This is a genomic window from Peribacillus sp. AS_2 (assembly GCF_026891895.1).
Lineage (GTDB): Bacteria > Bacillota > Bacilli > Bacillales > DSM-1321 > Peribacillus > Peribacillus frigoritolerans.
The window spans coordinates 131,857-156,344 of record NZ_JAPTGA010000012.1 but is presented as its reverse complement, the minus strand read 5'-3'; the positions used below and the strand labels follow the sequence as shown (position 1 = coordinate 156,344).

The 24,488-nt window shown below is 39.8% G+C and carries 18 protein-coding genes, 1 pseudogene and 1 riboswitch; of the genes and pseudogenes, 5 read left to right on the top strand and 14 right to left on the bottom strand.

Annotation, left to right across the window (positions count from 1 at the left end; all coding sequences use genetic code 11):
* Positions 1–201: 201 nt before the first annotated feature.
* The 3 genes and pseudogenes from OTG27_RS20400 to OTG27_RS20390 form a co-directional block, all read right to left on the bottom strand.
* The gene (locus OTG27_RS20400) at positions 202–687 is read right to left on the bottom strand and encodes a DUF2975 domain-containing protein (RefSeq protein ID WP_268937920.1); all 486 of its coding nucleotides are present in this window, start codon (positions 685–687) and stop codon (positions 202–204) included.
* Between the two features lie 214 nt (positions 688–901).
* A pseudogene (locus OTG27_RS26595) lies at positions 902–1,215 on the bottom strand (transposase); the annotation flags it as partial.
* Between the two features lie 238 nt (positions 1,216–1,453).
* Positions 1,454–2,332, bottom strand: coding sequence for a LysR family transcriptional regulator (locus OTG27_RS20390; RefSeq protein WP_053534783.1), 879 nt, complete (start codon positions 2,330–2,332; stop codon positions 1,454–1,456).
* A 244-nt stretch (positions 2,333–2,576) separates the two neighbouring features.
* Here OTG27_RS20390 and OTG27_RS20385 point away from each other — a divergent pair, with 244 nt between their 5' ends.
* Together OTG27_RS20385 and OTG27_RS20380 are read left to right on the top strand one after the other, a co-directional pair.
* Positions 2,577–3,206: a chromate transporter gene (locus tag OTG27_RS20385; RefSeq protein ID WP_240520656.1), complete on the top strand. Its 630-nt coding sequence runs from the start codon at positions 2,577–2,579 to the stop codon at positions 3,204–3,206.
* Between the two features lie 48 nt (positions 3,207–3,254).
* The gene (locus OTG27_RS20380) at positions 3,255–3,800 is read left to right on the top strand and encodes a chromate transporter (protein WP_226990396.1); all 546 of its coding nucleotides are present in this window, start codon (positions 3,255–3,257) and stop codon (positions 3,798–3,800) included.
* Between the two features lie 146 nt (positions 3,801–3,946).
* Here OTG27_RS20380 and OTG27_RS20375 read toward each other — a convergent pair whose 3' ends face one another.
* The 6 genes from OTG27_RS20375 to OTG27_RS20350 all read right to left on the bottom strand — a co-directional run bounded on the left by OTG27_RS20375 (position 3,947) and on the right by OTG27_RS20350 (position 12,067).
* Complete coding sequence (locus OTG27_RS20375) at positions 3,947–5,263, bottom strand: Na+/H+ antiporter NhaC family protein (protein WP_095678326.1); 1,317 nt, start codon at positions 5,261–5,263, stop codon at positions 3,947–3,949.
* A gap of 190 nt (positions 5,264–5,453) precedes the next feature.
* A riboswitch (SAM riboswitch) is annotated at positions 5,454–5,561 on the bottom strand.
* 335 nt (positions 5,562–5,896) lie between these two features.
* Complete coding sequence (locus OTG27_RS20370) at positions 5,897–6,568, bottom strand: SOS response-associated peptidase (RefSeq protein ID WP_268937919.1); 672 nt, start codon at positions 6,566–6,568, stop codon at positions 5,897–5,899.
* A 59-nt stretch (positions 6,569–6,627) separates the two neighbouring features.
* Positions 6,628–6,783, bottom strand: coding sequence for a hypothetical protein (locus OTG27_RS20365; RefSeq protein ID WP_153246094.1), 156 nt, complete (start codon positions 6,781–6,783; stop codon positions 6,628–6,630).
* 321 nt (positions 6,784–7,104) lie between these two features.
* Positions 7,105–8,061 carry a formimidoylglutamase gene (gene hutG / locus OTG27_RS20360; RefSeq protein WP_098936544.1) on the bottom strand — a complete coding sequence of 319 codons (957 nt, stop codon included), beginning with the start codon at positions 8,059–8,061 and terminating at the stop codon, positions 7,105–7,107.
* 438 nt (positions 8,062–8,499) lie between these two features.
* Positions 8,500–11,115: a phosphoenolpyruvate synthase gene (gene ppsA, locus OTG27_RS20355; protein ID WP_268937918.1), complete on the bottom strand. Its 2,616-nt coding sequence runs from the start codon at positions 11,113–11,115 to the stop codon at positions 8,500–8,502.
* A 547-nt stretch (positions 11,116–11,662) separates the two neighbouring features.
* Positions 11,663–12,067 (bottom strand): VOC family protein, encoded by a 405-nt coding sequence (locus tag OTG27_RS20350; RefSeq protein WP_057275944.1) that lies wholly within the window; start codon positions 12,065–12,067, stop codon positions 11,663–11,665.
* A gap of 842 nt (positions 12,068–12,909) precedes the next feature.
* On the opposite strand from OTG27_RS20350, the gene OTG27_RS20345 reads away from it, so the two are divergent.
* A complete protein-coding gene (locus tag OTG27_RS20345) occupies positions 12,910–13,257 on the top strand; it encodes an SRPBCC family protein (protein WP_308789446.1) in 348 nt (115 codons plus the stop codon).
* 97 nt (positions 13,258–13,354) lie between these two features.
* On the opposite strand, the gene ggt is transcribed toward OTG27_RS20345, so the two are convergent.
* The 4 genes from ggt to OTG27_RS20325 form a co-directional block, all read right to left on the bottom strand.
* Entirely contained in the window at positions 13,355–15,430 is a 2,076-nt protein-coding gene (ggt, locus tag OTG27_RS20340; protein WP_268937917.1) for a gamma-glutamyltransferase, read from the bottom strand.
* Positions 15,431–15,648: 218 nt separating this feature from the next.
* A complete protein-coding gene (locus OTG27_RS20335; RefSeq protein WP_268937916.1) occupies positions 15,649–17,643 on the bottom strand; it encodes a TRAP transporter permease in 1,995 nt (664 codons plus the stop codon).
* Positions 17,636–18,142, bottom strand: coding sequence for a DUF1850 domain-containing protein (locus tag OTG27_RS20330; protein WP_268937915.1), 507 nt, complete (start codon positions 18,140–18,142; stop codon positions 17,636–17,638). Before OTG27_RS20330 ends, OTG27_RS20335 begins: the two co-directional genes overlap by 8 nt.
* A gap of 84 nt (positions 18,143–18,226) precedes the next feature.
* Positions 18,227–19,201, bottom strand: a complete 975-nt coding sequence (locus tag OTG27_RS20325; protein WP_095678319.1) for a TAXI family TRAP transporter solute-binding subunit — start codon at positions 19,199–19,201, stop codon at positions 18,227–18,229.
* 387 nt (positions 19,202–19,588) lie between these two features.
* On the opposite strand from OTG27_RS20325, the gene OTG27_RS20320 reads away from it, so the two are divergent.
* Positions 19,589–20,500 (top strand): LysR family transcriptional regulator, encoded by a 912-nt coding sequence (locus tag OTG27_RS20320; RefSeq protein WP_268937914.1) that lies wholly within the window; start codon positions 19,589–19,591, stop codon positions 20,498–20,500.
* A 222-nt stretch (positions 20,501–20,722) separates the two neighbouring features.
* On the opposite strand, the gene OTG27_RS20315 is transcribed toward OTG27_RS20320, so the two are convergent.
* Positions 20,723–22,765 carry a sigma-54 interaction domain-containing protein gene (locus OTG27_RS20315; protein WP_268937913.1) on the bottom strand — a complete coding sequence of 681 codons (2,043 nt, stop codon included), beginning with the start codon at positions 22,763–22,765 and terminating at the stop codon, positions 20,723–20,725.
* A 284-nt stretch (positions 22,766–23,049) separates the two neighbouring features.
* Here OTG27_RS20315 and OTG27_RS20310 point away from each other — a divergent pair, with 284 nt between their 5' ends.
* The gene (locus OTG27_RS20310) at positions 23,050–24,471 is read left to right on the top strand and encodes a YfcC family protein (protein WP_268937912.1); all 1,422 of its coding nucleotides are present in this window, start codon (positions 23,050–23,052) and stop codon (positions 24,469–24,471) included.
* Positions 24,472–24,488: the final 17 nt, after the last annotated feature.

The window sequence follows — 24,488 nt, the reverse complement described above, 5'->3', positions numbered from 1 at the left end:
CTTGATGAAAATCGAGTTTTGTCTACAGTTTTTTTTGTTTTAAAATAGAACTATTAAAACTTGAGGTGATGAGGATGCTTTCGAAACAAGATTCTATTCAGCGAGATCAACTTGAAATGATTACTTTAGATCAACTGGTGCCTGCGAATCATTTAGTTCTTAAAATTGAGGCTTCCATTCAAAGTCTTACATATCCGTTAATCATTCATTTTTTGACATTATATCTAGGGCATTTTTTAATGGCTTTTGAAGTGCGTCCACAATAGCTGCGATGATACTTGTTGCTAAAATACCCATTAGACATAATGATGTAGGACCCGCTGCATCATCACTACTTGTAACTTTAGCAAGCACCCTTAAGCTTACTATTCCTAACAAAATGAGGAAAATGACTGTAAAAGCACATTTCTTTATAATCTTCAAAGATTTAAGGGATAATTCAGAGAAAGCATTGTTCTGTTCGATGTAGGTTAATAGTTTATATGCTTGATACAACGCAACAGAAAACGCAATAGAGAATCCGTATGCACATACTAAAAAGGGGATTAGGAAGTATGCCGTATCTGGATGTAACCTTGCATCTCTAACGGCTATGTCAGGCAACCAGATACACAAAGCAAGCATTGCAATTCCAGCCAGAAAAATAAATACCTTTAAGAAAGTCGTTGAACCTTGTTTAACATTCATTTAAAACACCTCACCTATTTAATGACAACTTGATTTTAGCATATTATTTATCGTATAACAGTAAATTTATATTGTTTTTATTTATATTATTATTGTTATTGAAATATCTTTTTAATTTTAACAAAAATAAAAAGCACTTCTCATTACAAAGAAATGCTCTTACTTTAAAATGTTAAATTTACAACTTGTTCAACAAAACTGCCCGTTTAGATTTATGTGGTCTTCTGGTGCACTGAAGAGGCGTGTTTGTGAGATCGTTGAAGGTTTGATGGCAGGCTTACAGCGGTAACGCTGCTGTTTCACCTTTCCAGCACATGTTTTAATAACGTATTTACCAAATCGCACAACAAAATGGCTATCGCAATGTGGACAGACAAGAATAGCTTTATGCTTTTGTACCTGGATTTCATCAATTGCACGAATAGGAGCCGACATCGGTTTCGTTCGAGACTGCAAGCAATATACAAGTTGCTGTTTACCGCTTTCATTTAATTCTTCGGCGAGCTTCTTTATTTCCTTTAACTCCACGCTATATCATCTCCGAACCATCATTATATTTTTTATTATGCCCATTAATCCCTTTGTTTGTCTAACCGAAGACTGAACAACCAAATACAAAATGCCCTTCCCGATAGAGAAGAGCTTTTATAATCAATGCTGTATATTCAATTTACCATGACTTTTGCTAGCTGCCGGGGCCACGCCGTTAATCACGAAACTGAAAACGCTGCCAATTGTATAAGTGAACAAAGGCAGCGTCCCATCCTTATTGAAGAAAATCAACAAATTTAGACACCCCTATTTTATTAAAACGCTTGTTTTTCCTGACTAGCCATAAATTTCTTGCCATATTTATTCTGTATATATCCACTTCCCGCAAAAAGCCCTGCTCCAATTCTCTGGCCACTGTCAACCTTGGCAAAATGCTGATTCCAAGTCCGGCTTCAACCGCACTTTTTATCGCTTGTGTACTGCCAATCTCCATGTAGCTTTCAATTTTTTCTAAAACCCCATGCTCCCGTAGCATATTTTCTACGATAAGCCGTGTTCCGGAAATAGATTCACGCCAAATCATCCTTTCATTTCCCAATTCCTCTAGCTGAATTTCTTTTCTGTCTTTCCATGGGTGGTCGGATGGACATACCAATATCAATTCGTCTTCGGCGAACTTGTCTACAATAAAATCGGTGTTTTCCACAAGTCCTTCCACCAAGGCCAAATCAATGACATCGTTTGAAAGATCCTCCAGAACCCGGGGCGTATTTTTAATCGTCAATGTCACTTTTATTTCTGGCTGTTGTTTTTTGAATCTCCCAAGCAAGCTCGGCAACAAATACTCGCCGATAGTCAAGGAAGCCCCTACTATGAGATTTGCATTGTACTTCCCCGTCGATTGCTGAATCACTTCTTTTGAATGGTTGAAGTCATTTACTATGGCTTTAGCAAAAGGGTATAACAGCTTTCCTGCTTCTGTAACTCTAAGCCTTCCTTCCTCACGGTCGAATAACAAAGTGTTATAATAATTTTCCAGTTGATGGATCTGCCGTGTTACAGCGGGCTGTGATAAGAAACTTAACCTCGCTGCCTGGCTTATGCTTCCTTCATCCACCACTAAACAAAACATTTTCAGATTTTCCAATTTCAAGAAAACGACCTCCATGTTTTTAGATAGTTTATTAAAATGATAGCATCATTAGGTAAATGGTGAAATGAAAATAGTGAGATACATTCTAAGGCTATTCAATTTTTGGCGGCATTCTTTATAAAACGGATAAATCTTCTGGGTATAACGTTTTGTTATACCCGATGATTTTGTTGCAATTTACCCAGCCCTTTTTCTTTGATATGTTAATGATAAGAATTAACAAAGCATGCAAAGGAAGTGACTGATGTCAATGAAAGGACAATGGAAAACTCTATTCCAATTATTTTGGACCTTTTTTAAAATAGCACCTGTCACATTCGGAGGCGGGTTTGCGATGATCCCTTTAATCGAAAATGAAGTGGTCGAAAAGAGAAAATGGATGAAAAGCGAAGAAGTTACGGATGTTTTTGCTTTATCTCAGTCCGTACCGGGAGCTGTCGCCATTAACTCCGCCACCTTTATCGGCCATCGAATTGCCGGAATGAAGGGGGCAATGGCAGCCATGATCGGTGTTTCATTACCTACCTTTTTAATTGTTCTGCTCCTGGGCATTGTGTATTTTTTCATTCAGGATAATCCGAAGGTAGAATCCGCATTCATATCGATCAGAGTTTCCATAGTAGCCATCATCGCCTATGCGGCTATCAAGATAGGAAAAACCGCAGTTGTAGACAAATCAACTTTCTGTATTTTAATAGCAGGAATTCCCGTCCTCTTCTTTCTTCACCCTGTGATGGTTATATTAGCAGGAGCCCTAGCCGGTATTGTGACCATCTCCATTAAGAGAAAATTAGGTTACGATGTCAAGATGGACAAAAAAGATAGGAAAATAGAAGAAAATGATTTCGAACCTTTCATGGGTGCTGGCATATAGGTAACACAAAATAGGGACTAACTAATTTTTAAGAAAGCATGTGATGGAATGATGGAATTGTGGGAGTTGTTTAGCACCTTCTTTATTATCGGCTTTGTATCTTTCGGAGGCGGATACGCCATGATTCCCGTAATAGAATCGGAAGTCTCACAGCATGGATGGATGACAACGCAGGAATTCACCGATATAATCGCCATTTCCGGGATGTCCCCAGGACCTGTCACCGCCAATAGTGCCATTCTCGTTGGCTATTCGACTGCTGGGTTAGCAGGAGCCATATCATCTGCTCTAGGAATCTTGCTTCCTGCCATTATATTCGTAACCGTTATAGCCACATTTTTCAGCAAATTGAATCATTATCCTGTGGTTCAATCCATGTTTTATGGATTAAGACCGATTGTCACTAGTTTGATCATCTTTGCAGCGATCAGTTTAGCACTTTCCAATCATATGATAGCCGTGAACTTTTCATGGCATACGATAAGCTTATTACTCGTATTTGGTTTATCGTTATTTGCCCTAATGAAATTACGCTGGCATCCAGCCTATGTAATTATTCTTTCCGGTTTAGTTGGTGTTGTCCTCTATTCATGACAGGTGTCGCACACACTACCATCACTAATTTGGACCGGAATTAAGCAGAAAAATTGAAAAATGATTGAAACTATATAAATGTATTTACCATACAGAAAACACCCTGAATCCAATGATTCAGGGTGTTTTATTATTATATTCTCTTTTTAAGAGGTACGTTTCTTCATTTCATCATTTCCCGGCTGAAACCGTGGAAAACCAATCAGGATGGCAATGACGCCACAAATTCCAATCAGGATTGGGTAATATGAATATGGCAAGATGCTTATCGGTGAAATCTTTGCTACCCCTGCTGCAACAAGCAGTTGTGCTCCATATGGGATCAACCCTTGGATACAACATGCAAAAATGTCAAGGACGCTCGCCGATTTCCGCGGATCAATCCCATATTTTTCAGCAATATTTTTGGCAAGTGGCCCGGCAATGATAATCGAAATCGTGTTATTTGCCGTTGAAAGATTTGTCAAACCAACAAGCCCCGCAATGCTGAATTCCGCCCCTTTTTTCGATTTGCTATTTCGTGTCACAAGGTGGAGTAGAAAATCGATACCACCATTATGTTTGATTACAGCTACCATACCTGCAATTAAAATGGCAAGGAAGGAGATTTCATACATTCCCGCCATTCCTTCTCCAACTTTTTGAATGACACCCAACGGTTGATAACTACCATCTGCCAAGCCGATGATTCCTGCAAATACGATTCCGATGGAAAGGACCAAGAACACATTGACTCCTGCCAATGCAGTGACCAATACGCAAAGATACGGAAGAATCTTCACCCAATCATAAGACTGTTGGGAAATGTCAGCTTGTTCACCCATCGTTAAAATTCCTAGGATGGCACATGTGATGATGGCTGCAGGTAAAACGATGAAAAAATTCACTTTAAACTTATCCTTCATTTTCGTTCCCTGAGTTCGAACAGCAGCGATTGTCGTATCTGAAATGAATGAAAGGTTATCCCCAAACATCGCACCACCAATAACGGCTGCCATTGAAAGGGCAAGTGAAATATCAGTTTGTTCACTAATTCCAACCCCGATAGGTGCCAGGGCAACAATCGTTCCCATGCTTGTCCCCATGGATAGTGAAATGAAACAAGCGATGATGAAAATCCCTACCATTAATAGATTTTGGGGAAAAACAGCTAAGGCAAGATTGACTGTTGATTCAACTGCCCCCATACCATTGGCAACTTCAGAAAAAGCGCCTGCTAAAAGGAAAATGATTACCATTAACATAATATTGGCGTCACCGGCACCTTTACAGAAGATATCAACCTTTTCATTGAATGTCTCTTTCCGATTCATCGCCAATGCAGCTGCCGATGCAATGGAAATCGCTACAATCACCGGAAATGAATAAAAATCTTTAGTGATGATTCCGGATCCAATAAATAAAATTAAAAATACGACAAATGGGATCAATGCCCATGGATTCCCTTTATTGTTTGCACTCATGATGTACACCTCTTTTTATTTTTCCCGCGACATGTGTCACAGCTCTTATTCTATTAACAGTTTTCGCAAATAACTCCAATTTGAACCTACCTGATTTTTCAGTCATGGAGCTGTAGCAAAAAACTGGCATAAAAAAAGACCCCTTCTATTTAATAACAAGAAGAGGTCTTTTAATTTATAAAAAACACCCTCCTTATCTTTCAGGCGAAAATCAACCTGCTGGATTTGGCACAGCACTCCATTTAAGTCCGCTGCCGAGACATCTTCGGGCCAGTCCCTCCGTCTCTCTTGATAAGAAGATTACATTATATAATTATTTAAAAATTACGATGCCTGCCAGAAAAGTACCACGCTGGAAACTTGCCTGAGTTCGTGACATCGAAAGTCGTTTTGAAAAGCAAATATAACAGTACAGCATTTTGTCTATTTTCGCAAGGGTTAATTTTTAAAGTGTTTCACATGCACTCCTTACTGTTTATAAAGAGATCTAAGTTGATTGGAGCGGGTGTGCGAGGCTCCTGGGGGAAAAGCGAGTGCCTGGAGGCAACGTTCAAATTGTAAAAACCATAAAAAAAATGCAGACAAACTCGATCTTCATCGAGTTGTCTACATTCTGAGAGGTCTAATGACTTCTCAGCAAATTTGTTGGATTAGGTTAGGTGAATTATTTTTAGTCGAGTTCACATCAGTCGATACTTCAAATGCTTCCATCTGTTCCGAATCGAATGATTTTAAATACTTTTGCAGATATGCAGGATCATTAATGGAAGGATTCAACCAATCTTTTTCATCTTCTGGTTTTAGGATGACAGGCATGCGGTCATGAATGCTGGTCATTAGCTCATTTGGCACAGTTGTTATAACGGAGCACGAATAGATGCTGATGCCTTCAGGAGATTTCCAGGATTCCCAGAGGCCGGCCATTCCAAATGGAGCATGATTCTTCAGTTTTATACGCATCGGTATTTTTCTTTCTGGTGTCTTCTTCCATTCATAAAAAGAGTCAGCGATTATCATGCATCTCTTCTTCCTATACGCATTCCTGAAGCTTGCTTTCTCAGCAATGGTTTCCGCTCTGGCATTGATCATTTTGTAGCCCGCTTTTTCGTCTTTTGCCCAGAAAGGAATGAGTCCCCACCGAAGAAATCCAAGCCGGTTCCTTACCCCGTCATTAATGACGGAGAGCACGGATTGGGAGGGAGCAATATTGTAGCTGAATTGGTATTCCTCATCAAATGACCCTTGAATATCAAACCGTTCTTTTATTTCTTCTATGTCAGTGAAAAGAGTGAAACGTCCACACATAATATCGCCACCGTATTAAGATTTATTACAGTGTATCAAATGGAACGGGCAGTCACAAATCAGCGTTCTAAAATCCTGATATCAGTAAATGGTTGATTAAATAATTCGCTGGAAATCAAAAGGGTGCCAAGGACTTCTCTTTCATCTTCAGCTTTAATGATTTCCGACAAGATTAAGGTACTGCCATTCCTGACCGTTACTTTATATTCATTCATGGAATCCCTCCTCAAAAGGCTAGATGGTTGTTATTATAAACCAAAAACCCACAAGTATCAGTATTGAACTTAGCAGAGGCATGGAAATCCACATGCCTTTATACTTTAAATGGTTAGTTGAACGAAGCAATGCAAGGACCATGAATCCTTGTGAAGGAGGCGCAAAAAACTGTCCATGAATATTCATGGACAGTCTGGGGGCTTTAAAGGTTTTTCGCTTCAAAATTGGGAGATAACATTAAGGAAGGCCCCAACAGTCGATACGAAAAGAAACGCTCTTTCTGGGAAGACCGAATTGGATTTGCCGCCATCCCATGTCCATTATTTAAAATGCAGCAAAACCTCATTTATTAAATGCCCTGCCAATGTAACGGTCTTATTATTTTCGTCCAATGAAGGGTTCACTTCAGAGATATCAAATGAGAGGATCTTTTCATTCGATACGATATGCCTAATAATGGCACGGACCAATTTCGGATCCAGTCCAAACGGCGATGGTGCACTTACCCCAGGTGCGTAGGCTGAATCAATAACATCCGTACATAATGTAAGCATGATATAGTCATTTTCCTTAGCGAATTCATTTATCCTCCGCTTCGTTTCATCCATTTCGTATAATGACAAATCTTCTTCCAATATGTAGTTGACATTACTCTTCTCTGCAGTTTCAAACAGTGCCTTCGTATTCCCCTGCTTCTGAATTCCGACACATAAATAGCCACAACTTTGATCTTCGTCCAAAATCTGCTTAAACATCGTGCCAGATGAAGTTTCATTTTCATAAGGTCTCATATCAAAGTGAGCGTCAATATTAATAATCCCTAGTCTAGCTTTTGGTCCAATGGATTTCCTAATCCCAAGATAATGGCCATACAGGGTTTCGTGACCTCCCCCAAGTATGATAGGAATCGCTTTACTCTCCAAAATCCGGGCAACAGCTGATCCCAGTTGAGATTGGGCGGCTTCCATCTCTGTACTTTCACATATTACATCGCCAGCATCCACCAGCTCGGTTTGGGAAGGTAAATGACAAGGTAATTTTGCCAACGATTGCCTAATATGATCAGGACCCTCGGCAGCACCAACCCTGCCTTTATTCCTTTTGACGCCTTCATCACATTTAAAGCCAATCAGTCCAAAAGTTCGTGATGCATTGGAAGAGGTGGCTAATTCCGAAATGGGTGCCAAGCGCACTCTTTGGTGGTATCTGAAGCTGTCCAGGTCAGTTTGGGAATCAATTCTTCCATTCCAATATTTTAAAGTCGGGTGAGTATACATAATTTCTCCTTTATTTTAAAAATTCCGAAATATCTTTCTTAAAAATTATAATAGAGATAATGTATAATTACCAATACAAAAATTTAATATTTCTATAGAAGGTCAACGTACATTTATGATATTGACAGATATATCTGTTGGAGAATATCTCCTTGTATCCGTTTGACATTGCTGCTCAAGCCAGTAGATTTAGCAAGGGAGTATCGATTTTGCCTATAAATAAAATCCACAAAAAGCCCAATTTCTCGGTGTTGTAAGCGAGAAATTGGGCTTTGGCATCATATAAAAGCGACCTTTAACAGAAGGCCTATCAATTTTCAGTTACTGCCCCCTTATATGACCTAGTGACAGGGGGCTTTGCCAAAAAACCGCAAAGCATCATGATTTCAATGATTCTCCTAATTCGAATGTTCTTCTTTATGATAGAAATGTAAAGAATTATAGTATTTCTATATAACCTTCTGTTCCATTTACTCGAATACGTTGCCCATCTTTTATCAGCTTGGTGGCATTTACCACACCGACAACGGCAGGTAAGCCATATTCACGTGCGATGACTGCTCCATGGGTCATCAGCCCGCCAACTTCGGTGACGAGTCCTTTTATGGATACAAATAATGGTGTCCAGCTAGGATCGGTGAAGGTTGTAACCAGTATATCTCCATCTTCTAGATCTACATCTTCCATGTTTAGGATGACGCGTGCTCTGCCCTCTATAATTCCGGAAGAAACCGGTAGACCTACAATAGCATCGGCCATGAGATTGTCTCGTTTATACTCCCCTACAATGATTTCACCATCAGACGTGATAACACGTGGTGGAGTAAGTTTTTCATATAATCTGTACTCGTCTTTTCGTTTGCTGATCATCTGGTAATCTAGTTTATTTGTTCGTACGACTTCATGAAGTTCTTCAAAAGTGAGATAATATATATCTTCTTTTTCATGAATAACGTTGGCTTGTACGAGTTGTTCGGCTTCCTTGAGTAAAGACTGCTTATAAACGAAGTAGCGGTTAACCATGCCGTATTTTGGATATTCCCGATAACCGATGAAATTCCGGATTAGACTGATCATTCGTTTTGTTTCTTTGGCTTTTTGTTCACCATCCGGTAATTGCTTCAATCGATCTAATATCTCTAGTTCTTTTTTCAAAGCTTCCTGTCGCCCTTGCTCAAATTTCAGATTGCTGGCATTAGGCTCAAAGTTTTTGATATTACTTAGAATCACGGGGACAAGTGTAGTTGGTTTTTCGCTCCAACGGGTTTTAGTAATATCGATTTCTCCAGCACATCGCATTCCGTATTTGCCGAGATAATCATGGATAGCATCCTGAGTTTCCTGACCACCATCAAACTTAACTAGTTCATCCATAAAATTATCATCTTTTACTTGTTGTAAATAATCAATTACTTTTGGATAAGGACGTATCACATCTGCGACATCCATTAGGGCCAGACCCATTTCTGAAGTTATATTGTTTGGTACAGATTGAGAAAGCGTGTCGGCTGCGTTTTTTTCACCTAACCACTTATTCATTTTTTCATTGATCCATGATGATGCATCTATAGCAGCCATAAACACAGCTGAACTTTGTGGGTCAAATAAAATCTTCTTTAATATCTGGATATCTTCCAGAATGAAATCAAATAACTCCGAACCTGATTTCGTTTGGATGTTTTGTTTTAATTTTTCTATCGATGTTTGACTACGTTTAATCAAATCAGAAACGATTGTCGGGTCGTTTTCAATTTGCGCCCTAGAATCCGCAGACGGCACACTTTTATTGCTTTTACCGGAACTCTGTTCTTGCTTATCATTTGGTACAGATTTTATGAAATCCCCTCGCTCTATTATGTTAATGAGTGCGTCTTTCATGAGCGGGTCGTGTTGTCCCATGGCCTCTACTAACATTTTTCTGCTTTCAGGTGAAGCCACCATATGTGTGACATCAACAAACAACCTTCCGCCAGCTATACGCATGGGTGCAGGAGTCGTTAACAGCCAAAAAGATAATCCCAATGGTTTCATGGCGTCCGTCATCATTTGTTGATGACCGACAGATACATAAACGTGATTCTCTTGATCATTCGCTTCTGGGATGGGGTATAAAGTAGTGATTGGACGGCTCTGGACAATATAAATTGTATCATCAACCAAACACCATTCGATATCTTGCGGACAGCCAAAATGCGCTTCAAGCTTTCTGCCGATCCTTTCAAGCCCCAACACTTGCTCATCTGATAGGGTCGATAAAACCTGCTGCCCCGGCTCAATTTCCTTTTCCACCGTTCCGCCTTCTTTTCGTGCATATATAGCCAACTTTTTGGCAGAAATCTTCTTCTCCACAATCCTACCTTCTTGCACTTTATAATTGTCCGCAGACACTAAGCCAGAGACAAGTGCCTCACCCAGCCCAAAGCTAGCATCGATCGAAAGCACCTTGCGGTTTGAGGAAACTGGATCAGCTGTAAATAGTATTCCTGAAGCTTGTGGAAAAATCATCCTTTGAATAACAACAGACAGATAAACCTTGCGATGGTCAAATCCGTTTTGCATTCGGTAAATCACGGCACGATCAGTAAATAGTGAAGCCCAGCACTTACTAATATGTTGTAAAATTGCATCTTTTCCTTTGATGTTTAGATAGGTATCCTGTTGACCTGCAAAGGAGGCAAATGGAAGATCTTCGGCTGTAGCGCTAGAACGAACAGCATATGCATGCTCGAAGCCAAAAGTTAAGAGACATCGGTCGATATCTTCTTCGATCCCCTTGTCGATCTCGATTCCCTCAATCAGATCACGAATCTTCCTGCTAATTTCACTTATTCTTTTTCGTTCGTCCACTTTTTGTACTGCAAGCTGATCGAGTAATTGATGAAGCTCATCATTTTCCCCAATGACTCTTTTAAATGCCTCAGTAGTAACACAAAATCCTTCTGGTACAAGAATTCCATCAATCCTCGAGCATTCGCCCAAATTCATCCCTTTGCCACCGACCACCATTTGTTTCGTTTTATCGATCTCCCGAAACTCCAGTACATATGGTTTCATTTCTTTCCCTCCCATTTATCGCTTAATACCAAGACAATCATATGAAAATTGTTCATGTGATCAACCATTAACGCTGTCCGGTCGTTCTTGCTCCTACTGAAGTTCCATGTTCCTATCAAACACTCCTTTAAAAAAATAAAAAAGGTTTGACTGAGAAGGAAATTATGTTGTATAATTATAATAGGGTATAATTTATACAAAATACTAAATTGGTGTATCTATATAAATTTAACACAGTTTCTCATTTTTTTCAATGTAATTTCATGACCACAATTGTAGTAAATGCAAAGTCAGAAAACCCCATTTTACAAGACAACTCACATAAATGATTTCCAAATATCCAATCATTTATTGCAGCTTAAGGGAAAATACGGATGTACAACCTTAATAAACTCCAATAGTAAAAATCCCGGTTTCTTAGTATTAAGAAATCGGGATTTTTTAGATACTCCATTAAAGCGTCCGAGCTTTATTGAGAATTTTTAAAATTTTCACCTTCCCAAATAATAGTAACGACTTTACAAAGAAGGATGTCTTCTGGTTTAGATTAATTGACAGTAAACATCCATGAAACACCAAATTTATCCTTCAACGAACCGTGAAGTTTCGCAAAGAATGTTTCATGAAGATCCATATGTATAGATCCCTCTTCTTTTAATGTGTTCCATGCCTTTCTAGCTTGTTCCACCGAGTTCAGCTCCACACTTACAACCACTTTGTCACTATCATTCAATTCACGGTTTGAATCAGAACCCATTATAACTCCATCTTCTGTTAATCTTAATTGTGAGTAAAGAACAAGGTCTTTATCACTTTCTTCAACAGGAAAGTCTGGACTTGATGGGATCTCACTATATTTTTGCATAGCAATAAGTTCCCCGCCAAAAGCCTCGATATAAAATTTGAAAGCCTCTTCACATTCTCTGTTAAACATTAAATATGGTTTAATCATTTTCATTCTCCTTTGAATCAAGATTGGATTCCTTAATAATAACCGGTACCAAGATTATCATCGTTACAAGCATACACGAACGTCAGTTCTGTTTTCAAATAAAAACTTCTGATCGTTCTTTTTTAATAAAACTTAAACCTATATCATTATGCACAAAAATAGCATTGTTATATTCTCGACGTACAGCATGGTAAACGGTTTCCAAAAATAGAACGTGATTTCATCAACAAAACTTATAATGATATCCACAATGCAGCACTATCCCGGAACAAGGATCAGCGCTCATTTTTCATTTTAGGGGAAGGATATTTTTGGTACCGCCTCGTGTAGGACAACATTACATTTCTTTAATATTATTTGACGGGAATATCCTGTTTGTTTATATCTCACACAAAGGACTATCATTCTAATAAATCGTGGGGTAAAGATGAATACCACATTATTAATTACTCTTCGGGTGGGAATGGTGAACTCAATAGAAACGGCCCTTTCACCGCGGGAAAATATGCAGAACGACTTCAGATTCGGCACCCATTGGCATCCAAATATATAAGCAGGCTTCATAAATCAGGAGTGATGGAATTTATACGGAAGCAATTCGTCGAATTTACAGGCTTCGTCCGAGCCCTTTAGCATTAAACATTTGGTTTGAACAGTATTGTGAAATATGGGAAGAAAGACTCGACAGCTTGGAACATTAACTGAAATATTAGAGGAATAAAATGTTCCCAAAGAACGAAATCACCCGCAGTTTCAATACTCCTCGCGAGCTTGCATTTAAGGCTTTTACCGAATCAGAACATCTGCAGAACTGGTAGGGCCCAAAAGGATGGGCTTTTGATATTTCTAAGTTTGAGCTTCGCCAGGAAGGTGTTTTCCATTACAGCCAGTCATCTCCTGATGGTAATGTAATGTGGGTCAAATTTGTTTATCATGTAAATGCCCCAGATAAACTCGTTTACCCCTCTTTCTTTTCTGATGAAATGGGTAACATCGTACGTGCTCCTTTTAACGACAACTTGCCATTGGAAAGTCTCAATACTTTTACATTCACCGAGCATGGAGGTAAAACAATACTTACGGTGATTGGGGCACCTGTATCCCCAACCGAGGAGGAAACGGTTCAGGAGGGCTTTTCAGGAACCTTCGTTCAATTGGCTGACTACCTCTCCACTATTTCATATGACTAAAAAACAACCCCAGACCTCTCTTTACATAGAGAATTCCGGGGTTGTCAAGTTTAGGTTCATTTAGTAATCAAGTTCCCGAGCGGACTTAGAAAAGCAATCAATTCGTGACACTGCCATCTTCGTCCGGATCCTCAATATCCGCCGGATTTTTTTCCAATAGTGCCTCTTTGTCTTTTTCGTTCCATTTTGTTTTATACCCTAATGATTTCGCTACTCCTAACACAGGTAGATACGATTTTCTATCTGGTTTAAATGTTTCTAAATCCCTTGTTTGGATTACACCCAAACCTAGTAGCAATTTATCTGATTGGATATAGGGTTTATCATCGATCAGTTTCATTTGATCAGCTGTATAAGGATAAACGGCTCCATTCACTTTTAAGGTAAACGGTCCCTTTTTTTCTTCTTTTATTTCTTTCGGCTTTTTCGATTTATGGGAAACATCATACACACCTTGAACAGTTCCTTCTCTCGTATTATCGGCTCCTCCAAACATTTTTCCCTTTTCATAATCATAAATAACAGCTTGCACATTTCCGATATGTTGCGGTTTTTCTTCATAAACATGGCCTTTAGCCATTAACTCAAGCCTTGTATTTTGTTCAATTCCCGGTTCCCATCTTACTGTCGGATAACCAGCAGAATAAATACGTGGCGCATATATGGCATCTTGAATGGGCATTTTATGATCAAGCACGTTCATGATCGTTTCAGATACCGATGCGATTATCGTCGCTCCTCCTGGTGAACCAATAGCCATGAAGGGATTGCCATCTTTTAATACGAAGGTCGGGGACATACTGCTTCTTGGTCTTTTTCCTGGTTCCACCTGGTTAACTCCACCCGGTATGGCATCAAAATCCGTCATTTCATTATTTAGCATGAACCCATAATCTGGTACCATGATACCAGATCCGAATACTTGCTCGATTGTAGTCGTATAAGCAACCATATTCCCCCACTTATCCATTACAGAAAAGTGAGTCGTTTGTCCGATTGGGGTTTTCTCTTCTTTTACCATCTTCATTCCAGTGGGTTCTTTGCCCTCATACTTCCATGGATCGCCCGCTTTGACATCAGCTGTTGATCTATTTGGATTGATGAGTTTTCTTCTTTCTTTAATATAATCTTCATCTAATAGTCCCTCTGTTGGTACATCATAAAAATCTTCATCCGCCATATAAGCAGCGCGATCGGCAAAAGCAAGATGCATAGCTTCGGTTAGATGATGAAGATACTCAGGTGAGTTAGCCCCCATCTTTTCCACATCGTATCCTTCCATAAGCTCCAGGATTTGCAGAACAGTCAGACTGCCTGAGCTTGGTGAAGCTGCCCCTACCACTTCAAACCCCCTATATTCCGATTTAATCGGCTCTCTTTCTTTCACTTCATAGTTTTCCAAATCCTCAGTTGTCATCGTTCCTTCACGCTTTTGAACTTCTTCGGTAAGCGCTTCCCCGATTTCACCTTTATAAAAAACGTCAGAACCTTGTTTTTTTATTAACTTAAGAGTCTTTGCCAGATCTGGCTGAACGAGGGTGTCTCCCTCTTCCAACGGCTTGCCGTCTGGTACAAAAACTTTTGCAGCCGATTGGTTATTTTTAAGCTTCGTTACATTTTCATCGATATATTGCGCTGTTGCCCAATTGACTTTTACCCCTTCTTCAGCTTGTTTAATGGCCGGGCCTATGACTTGTGATAATTTCAATGTTCCATATTTCTCAAGAGAAGTCTCCACCCCCATAAGAGTCCCAGGAACTGCAACCGCTTTCCCGGATGTATGCCGCTTACTAAAAGGAATAGGTTTTCCCTTTTCATCTAAAAAAAGTTTAGGCGTAACATTTTGAGGTGCCATTTCGCGATTTTCGATCATCGTTATTTTATTTTCCTTTTTATTATAAATCATGATAAAACCACCGCCGCCGATTCCAGACATCATTGGTTCAACCACATTTAACGATAATTGAATGGCTGCCGCTGCATCGACTGCATTTCCGCCTTGTTTTAGTATCTCTATACCCGCTTCAGCTGCTAACGGATGAGAAACTGATACGATTCCATTTGTAAAACCCTTTCCCATTGACCCATCCACTCCAGGAACACTTGCAAAAGCCGGTGTGATCATACAAAAGAAACTGAAAGTAACTAAAATAAAACTTTTTAAAAATTTCATGAATTAGTCTCCTTTCAAAATAAAACAAATTGGGTTTTATCATAAGGCAAGTGGATATACGAGCAGAATTCTCTTGTAGGAATATGCTGGTTGTCTCGATAAAAAACAGTAAGCACATTCCCATTTTTCGTTGCATTCTCAATGATGCTTCACTTCAAAAAATCACCCCCCCGAATGGTTAAGCTCTACCCTTTACTTCCGGATTGATATTCGCAGGGTCAACTTTTCTCAATACTTTGGTTATTTTCCAAGATCTTGGAGCTGTCGTGATTGTCATTTTTCCAAAGATATTGTAAAGCCAACAACACGATAAAAGCGGATATCCCAATGATGTCCGATACCGTTTCAGGGTAGATCAATAGTAAACCTACGATTACGGCGAGGACTCTTTCTAACCAGTTCATTCCCCTCATCCAGTAACCTATGACACCCGCCCCAATTGCAATCATGCCTGCCATTGCTGTAAGTACGACCCATGCAACCTCCATCCAAGTTGTATCGATCATTAGCATTTGCGGGGAGAGAACAAAAATATATGGAATGATGAATGCAGCGATGGCAAGTTTCGATGACTCAATCCCCGTTTTTATCGGCTCGCCTCCCGCTACCCCTGCCGCTGCAAATGCCGCTAAAGCAACTGGAGGAGTTATATCTGCTATAATGCCAAAATAGAAAACGAATAAATGTGCAGATAGATCGGGAACACCAAGCAAAATTATCGCAGGCGCTGCAATCGTCGATGTGATTACATAATTGGCGGTCGTAGGTGAACCCATTCCTAATATAAGTGCCGCTACCATAGTGAGCATCAGAGTTGGAATCAAATATCCACCAGCTAAATCAATCAAGCCATTAGCAAGCTTAAGTCCTAGCCCAGTTTTCGTGACGATACCGACAATAATGCCTGCTGCTGCTGTTGCAGCGGCCACTGCAAGAGCTGTTCGGGCCCCATCCACCAATGCATAAATGATATCGATGAATTTCATGCGTACATCCTTGTTTATGAAACCTACAAGAACCGAGATGGCGATGGAATACAGTGCTGCATGTGTAACCGTGATATTCATCATGAGCAATAAAATAATGGCAAGGATCGGTATTAGTAAATAAAGCTTGCCGAACACTTCCTTTTTACTTGGCATCTCTTCTTGCGTTAACCCTCGCAGTCCAAGTCGTTTCGCTTCAAAATGAGTCATGATCCAAATTCCTGAAAAATAAAGGATAGCTGGAATCGCAGCCGCCTTTGCTATATCCCAATACGTAATTCCATTCCCAATGAACTCAACCATTAAGAATGCCGCTGCCCCCATTACCGGAGGCATCAATTGCCCGCCTGTTGAAGCAGCCGCCTCCACTGCCCCAGCAAATTCCTTCTTATATCCAAGATTTTTCATCATAGGTATCGTAAATGCTCCTGATGTGACCACATTAGCCACAGAGCTTCCGCTAATCGTTCCTTGAAGAGCACTTGAAAAAATCGCAACCTTTGCAGGTCCCCCTATCCTTCTGCCGGCAATGGCGGTAGAGAGATCATTAAAGTATTGACCGACGCCTGTTCGCACCAGAAATGATCCAAACAGTAAAAATAGGAAGATGAATGTCGATGACACCGCTAACGGAGTACCCAAAATGCCCTCTGTCGAGAAGAACATCGTTTGCACCAGACGCTCCAGAGTCAAACCGCGATGAGCAAGGAATCCTGGCATATACTGTCCAAAAATCCCATAGAAAATGAATAATATAGCAATGACCATGATAGGAAGACCAACTGCACGCCTGGTTGCTTCCAAAACCAGCAGAATGGCCATAAAACCGACAGCAAAATCCAATACACCTAAACGCCCTACATTCATGACGATATCTTCGAAAAATAAGGGCCAATATGCACCTACCCCAATACTAAGGATTGCTAATATGATATCGTACCAGGCAATTTGAAACTTTCCTTTTTCACGCTTCTTCCGGTTTGCAGGAAATAGTAAAAATACTAAGGAGAGTGCAAACCCTAAATGTATCGTCCGTTGGATTTGGGCTGTAAAAACACCAAATATGGCAGTATATAATTGGAATAGCGAAAAAGCCAGGAGTCCAAAAAACGCAATGTGGCCCAAGACACCAGTTAATTTCCTTGTCCCGGCTTCTGGATCATATTTTTCCAATAACTCCTGCTGCTCTGCTTCGGTTAAATATTTGATTTTTTCTTTATCAGCCACTAATCTTCACTCCCTTCAACTGTTCCCACAATGAAATTCTTTCCGATGAAATCCTGACCCATGTGCCTGGTTCCATGAAGTCTGCCAATGTGTATGTTTTTCCATCATAAATTAATCGATGATTGGCTTTAACTTGTCCTACCCGTAAATCTATAAATGTGAATGTACGTTGCATATTTTTTATGAAGTAGGTACCGTCTTTTACTTCAAAAACTTCCTCACCCTCTGCATTGGAAGGCATACCGACAGCAAAGTCATCATAGGCAAGTTCGGTTTGTTCGATTTGCTTATCCGATAACCGATATGATTCCAAAACATCTGTGAGGTGGATGGAGTGTGTATATTTAATCTTGAATTCTTTTTCTTTTTTCAAAGGAAAGTATGCGACTAATTTCCCTTGGTCCTCGAAGGAAAAGGCTATTACATGCTTATAAGGAAAAAAGAATAAAAAAGTGATGAGCAGAGGTATGAGAAAAGCCATGAATTTCTTGAATATCATAGGTACCCCTTTCAAAACCAGTGTCCCATTTAGAAAAAAACGAAGCCGATAGGCCACATAAAGCGAGCTATCGACCCAATTGCATTACTTGGAAACACCTTTTTCTTTAAAGTATTTTGCTGCTCCAGGATGCACTTCCATATCCCCTAATCCTTCAAGTGCAGTTTCTGCTGTAATGAACTTGCCTTTTGCATGTGTGATTTGATCTGTGTTTTCATAAACAGCTTTTGTCATTTCATAAACTAAATCTTCATCAAGATCCTTAGTAACCACTAACATCGCTTTAACAGCAACTGTTTTCACATCGGATTTGATTTTGTACGTTCCACTTGGAATTGTATCTTCAGCATAGTATGGATACTTTTTAACCAATGCTTTAATTTTGTCATCTGCAATAGGCAGGACCATAAGATCATTTTGGACGGATAGCGCCTCGACTGCACCAGTTGGCGTGCCTGCCGTAATGAAAGCTGCGTCAATATTGCCTGCCTGGATTCCTTCCGTCGACTCATCAAAAGATAGATTTTGACCTTTTATATCTTTTTCGGACAAACCATGAATCTCCAGGATTTGCATGGCATTAATGTATGCACCAGAACCCGGAGCACCTACCGATACCTTTTTACCCTTTAAATCCTCGATTGATTTAATTCCGCTTTTCGCAGTCGTTACAATTTGAACAGTTTCAGGATATAAGGAGCTGATCGCCATTATATTGTCAATGGGTTTCCCGTCGAACATTTCTGTTCCTTCAAGTGCATATGCCGCGATATCCGTTTGCGAAAAGGCGATTTCAGCCTCTCCAACCCTTAATGTTTCCATGTTTTCAGCTGAGGCGCCAGATGTCTGAGGTGTTATATTTGCTTTTGTTTTATCGGAAATGATTTTTCCAATTTGTCCTCCAAGCGGATAGTATGTACCTCCCGTTCCACCTGTCAACAGGCTCAAGTTTTGTTTACCGCTTCCTGAGGCACCTTCATTACTGTCTTTACAAGCCGTGATAATACCGGTGACTGTCAAAATCATGACCAATAAAAAGCACTTATGAAATTTTTTCATAAAAATCCCCCCTCATGCATATTCATCATCTGCAAAAGATGATAATGTTATTATTCTACCGACCGACTCACTTTCCCTTTTTTTACAAAATTAGACATATAATCAAAAAGGACTAGTAATTGATTTGAATTTTTTTAAAGAAATCAGAATAACAAGCACAAATATGTATAAACACCTATTAAAAACAAGGAAAATCCGCTATCCAATAGTAATATTCTACCTTTTATTACCTATTCTTCCTTTCTTTAAGGATAATATTGACTCTTCCATTTTAGAAATATATTATTGTTATAAACTTATAAGTAGATGTTATAAAATTTCAGCTTTTGTTTGAGAGGAACTTTTCTTAACCTTGTATTTTCAAATCCGACTGAAGTGGGTGATTGTTTGAATTACCTATCCCTCCGCTATTTCATAGAGGTTTCTAACCATCTTAGTTTCAGTGAGGCTTCCAAAACCCTGCATATATCCCAGCCCGGACTTAGCCAACAGATTTTATCCCTCGAAAAACAATTAGGCTTTAAATTATTGAATCGAACGACAAGAAAAATTACATTGACAGAAGAAGGAGAATACATCTATAAAAAGCTTGCGCCTTCCTTTGAAGATATCGAGAAAACAGTGAATTACATAGTTGAAAACAAAACCATCCCCAAGCCTAAACTGAAGATTGCTACCGTACCCTCTGCAGCTAGTATATATATCCCAAAGTTATTGAAAAAGATTGTGGGGCAATACCCGGATACAGAGTTTTACGTGCATGAAACAACATCTTCAAGAGCAGTAAAACTCGTAAACCAACAAAATTATCACATCGGTTTCATCCGAACGCCCATCCACAGTGACATCATCGCCAATGAAGGATTAAGCATGATTGAATTCATGAAATTCCCTTTACAATTAGTCGTCTCCATGGAGCATCCACTAGCCCAAAAAGAGGCCATACATTTATACGAAGCAAAAGACGAACCTTTTATCCATTATGATGCCGTTCAAGCGCATTCCCTTCAATTCCTTTTGGAAAAGGCTTGTCTGACGGCTGGATTTTCACCTAAAGAATTATGTAAAGGCTCTGAATTACTGACGATTGCCAATCTAATATCCAATAACTTAGGCGTAGCCCTCATGCCGGAAGATATGGTGAGTTTGTTGGGAAAAAGCCAAGTAAAAGCCTTGAACATCGATAACTCGGAATTAACCAGTTCGATATCGGCAGTATGGAAAAACACGGATGCCTCCATTCTGACTAAGCATATTTTGAAAACGTTAGAAAATGATGATGATTTTAACAATATGTAAGGGTTGGGTAATTGCTGTGAAGCGAGGTAATTATAGTAAAATGAATGATACTTATCGGTGTTAAAAAGCCCCATTTCTCTTTTATGACACTGAGATACGGGGCTATTAATATAGGATCATTTCACCTTTTAAACTTCTTTTTGGCGATGGGGCGTTCCCCCTTATATAACTTATGAAAACCTTAAATTAGCAAACTCCCCTTATTGGCAGTGACTAAGTATATCAACGCATAGCATGCTTTGACTTCAGAAAATATAAATACTCTATTCCTTCAGCGGTAATCTTAGTGCCGGCCCTTCCTCTGCCTTTGACGACAAACCCTTCGATTTCTAAAATATCCAAACGGCGACGAATCTGCTGAGGGGACAAGACAAAGTCCGATTCTTTACTTTGACTGGAAATCAGTTCTCTGCTTGCCGCTTTTCCTTTATCGTTGTATTGCTTAATTACTTCCAAGATGAAAGCGCGCTCCTGATTCTCCAACACACTTTCACAGACGGGATAATCAGCCGTCACACTGTCTTCCTTATTCCCGTGCATGAACGGAAGGTCACTTTTCGTCACGACATTCCCCTCACAAATCGTCAACATGTAATCGATTGTACTTTTAAGTTCCCGTATGTTGCCGGGCCATTCATATTGCATGAAATAATCCAGTACGTCTTCCTCTACTTTTACCCACTTCCCGCTTTTTGTGATGAGGTGCTTTATCAAAAGTGGAATATCCGCTCTTCTCTCTTTGAGTGACGGTATGTAAAGATTGAGCACATTCAGCCGGTAAAACAAGTCTGTTCTGAATGAACCGTCCCGCATTTTATCATGAAGATTTTTATTCGTCGCGGTAATCACCCTGACATTAACGGGAATGATTCTCTTGCCGCCAATTCTGCGGATTTCCCCCTCCTGAAGAACTCGAAGCAGATGGGATTGAACTGTGAGACTTATGTCACCAATTTCATCCAAAAAGATAGTCCCTTTATCCGCCATTTCAAACAGTCCTTTCTTTCCTCCCCTTTGTGCTCCTGTAAATGCCCCTTCTTCGTAGCCGAACAATTCACTTTCAAGTAAAGTTTCTGTTAAAGCACTACAGTTAACCGCTAGAAATGGCCCGTTCTTTCGCAATGAATGCTTATGAATCGCATGAGCAAACAGCTCTTTTCCTGTACCCGTCTCTCCCTGAATCAAAATTGGATGCTCCGACAAGGCAAGCTTCTTGGCAATCTGCTTACGCTCTTTCATTACTTCATTCTCCCCGATAATATCGTCAAAGCAGTATTTTGAATAAAATCCTTGATTGCGCATTTCTCTTTGTGCAGTCTTTTCTATTTCAAAGGCTTGATGTACACTTTTGAAGGTTGCGACAATTGTATTTTCTTTCATCATTTGCAACCGGAAAATCACGACATCCACGCCGTATATGTTGAAGAACTTGCTTTCATCGTTACTTTCCATGATGAAATCGATAATATCACAGCGATTCATTACATGCTCTAGATACTGATTAACCACATCTTTTGCATCAACCTGGAACAATGCCGCAAGCTGGTCATTGAATACCGTTATCAGCCCTTCCTCGTTAACGACCAATATTCCGTCATCGACAGTACACAACACATTTTGGATATGATTACTCATCTGCTTGGCATCCCACTCCGCATGTAACAGCTTACGTTGTAATTCAATTATATTACTAATATACCTTTCAGAAATCTTAGAGGATATATCCTTGTGTAAACCACAGCATTCTACAACTTCCAGAATTGTTGTTATATCAAAAAGACGCACGCCTATATCGATTACTTCTTTTATGTAAGAGGGGCACAGATGAGTTTCTCCTGGCGATACAGCTATTTGGACATTCTCATAAAATAAAATCCCCTTCCTGAAAGGGATAAATTGAACATGATCGACACCAAGCTGATATAAGGATTCAATAAGGCTTATAGTTGCATCGTCATCATCATTCACCAAAAGCACTGTCGAACCCTCTGGTATTCTTAATAGCTTGTCAATGTATTCATGATTAACAGTTCTCTTTCCCACAATTATTTTCTGGGCATTTACGCCATCCATTCCCATTTTCTTTTCATAAGCTGCATCTGATGAATACAAGATAATTCCCTCTCCCAAAGAACGAGGTATTCCCTCATCGGTAGCATGGCTGTTGACATGAACGTAATCTCCAAGCAGTTGTTCCAGTTGCTCCTGCAAGGCTTCCTTTGTTTTTGAGCTTCCCGCTATAAGTGTAAGTGAGGATTTTGACATAAAAGCACCTACCTGTCTTTAATTGGTTTTATTATATCACCAAAAAGAACCAATAATGACCTTTAACTTCAATCCACCCAATAAGTTCTCATTAAAATCAATTACCCCTTATTGGCACAGAATTTGCTTATATATGAATTGTCGTGATTGAGTTGACGTGCCCATGGATTTGAAAAGGAGGGAAACAGCAGAATATTAGAAAACAATGATAGTCGATAGGCTGGAAAATTTTTGTTAGCGTATTAGTTCCATGTACTAATTTTAAATACAAAGGAGAGACACTTATGAGCCAGGTAGAAGAGAAGGCTGTTTCGCTTGAAACAGCGGGAGAAAAAGAGAGAAAAATCAATGTTTTTGTATTGCTGCTCTGCATTCTCGCAATAGCAACTCTATTTACTTACATTTTGCCTGCCGGGGAATATACACGGATAGAAGCAAATGGACGGACTACTGTTGACGCCAATTCTTTCAAATGGATAGAATCTGCACCGGTGGAATTGTTCGATATGATAAAAGCTATTCACACAGGGATGGTTGAAGCCGGCAATATTATCTTTTTCTTATTGATTATTGGAGGGTTTTTCGGTGTTTTAAGAGCTACAGGGACGGTTGATGTGCTCATCGCCACAATGGCCCGGAAGCTGGCGACACGTGAAAAGCTATTAATCCCTGTCGTGATGCTATTTTTTGCTGTAGGAGGCTCCTTAATGGGAATGGCAGAAGAAACACTAGCTTATCTTCCTCTTATCATTCCGCTGGCGCTGGCCCTGGGATTCGATACAATTACAGGTACTGCCATCGTCATAGTAGGGGCATTGTCAGGGTTCACGACTGCTATCATGAATCCCTTCACTGTAGGACTTGCACAAGGAATTGCTGAATTGCCGATGTTCTCAGGAATAGGGTTACGCCTTATCTTATTTATTATCGTCTACCTTGTTTCCGTTCTTTATATCTATCGTTATGCGATGAAGGTCAAGAAAAATCCTTCTATAGGAATCTACGGAAAATATACAAAGGAAGAAGCAAAAAAACTGCTCCAATCAAGTGCGAAATTAACTGCAAGACATAAATTCATCTTAATCTCTTTTTTAATTAACTATATCGTGTTGGCATTTGGTGTCATCAAATTCCAATGGTACATTACAGAAATTACAGCCTTATTCATTATTTTGACAATAGTAATTGGAGTATTCGGTAAATTATCCGCGGATCAAATTGTCAGCTCCTTTACCAATGGATCTGCCGCCTTGCTAGGCGGTGCTTTGATTATTGGCGTATCACGCGCCATTCTTGTTGTATTGAATGATGGGCATATCGTCGACCCTATGCTGCATCAAGTATCTGAAGCTATCCAGCATATTCCGGCCTATTTAAGTGTTGCCGGCATGTACAGCTTCCAAACTCTTATTCATTTTATTCTAGCATCCGGAACCGGTCATGCGATGTTGACCATGCCAATTATGATTCCGCTCGCAGACTTATTGGATATTACACGCCAAACTGCGGTGTTGACTTTCTCTTTTGCGGACGGAATCGGAAATATGATTTTCCCAACCGCTACCACCTTAATGGCGGGCTTGGCAATTGCAGGCATACCTTGGACAAAATGGGCGAAGTGGATTCTGCCGCTGGTACTTATTCAATATCTCATTGGATTAATAGCCGTCATAACGGCTCACTTCATCGGATATGGTCCATTTTGATAAAAATCACTAATTCA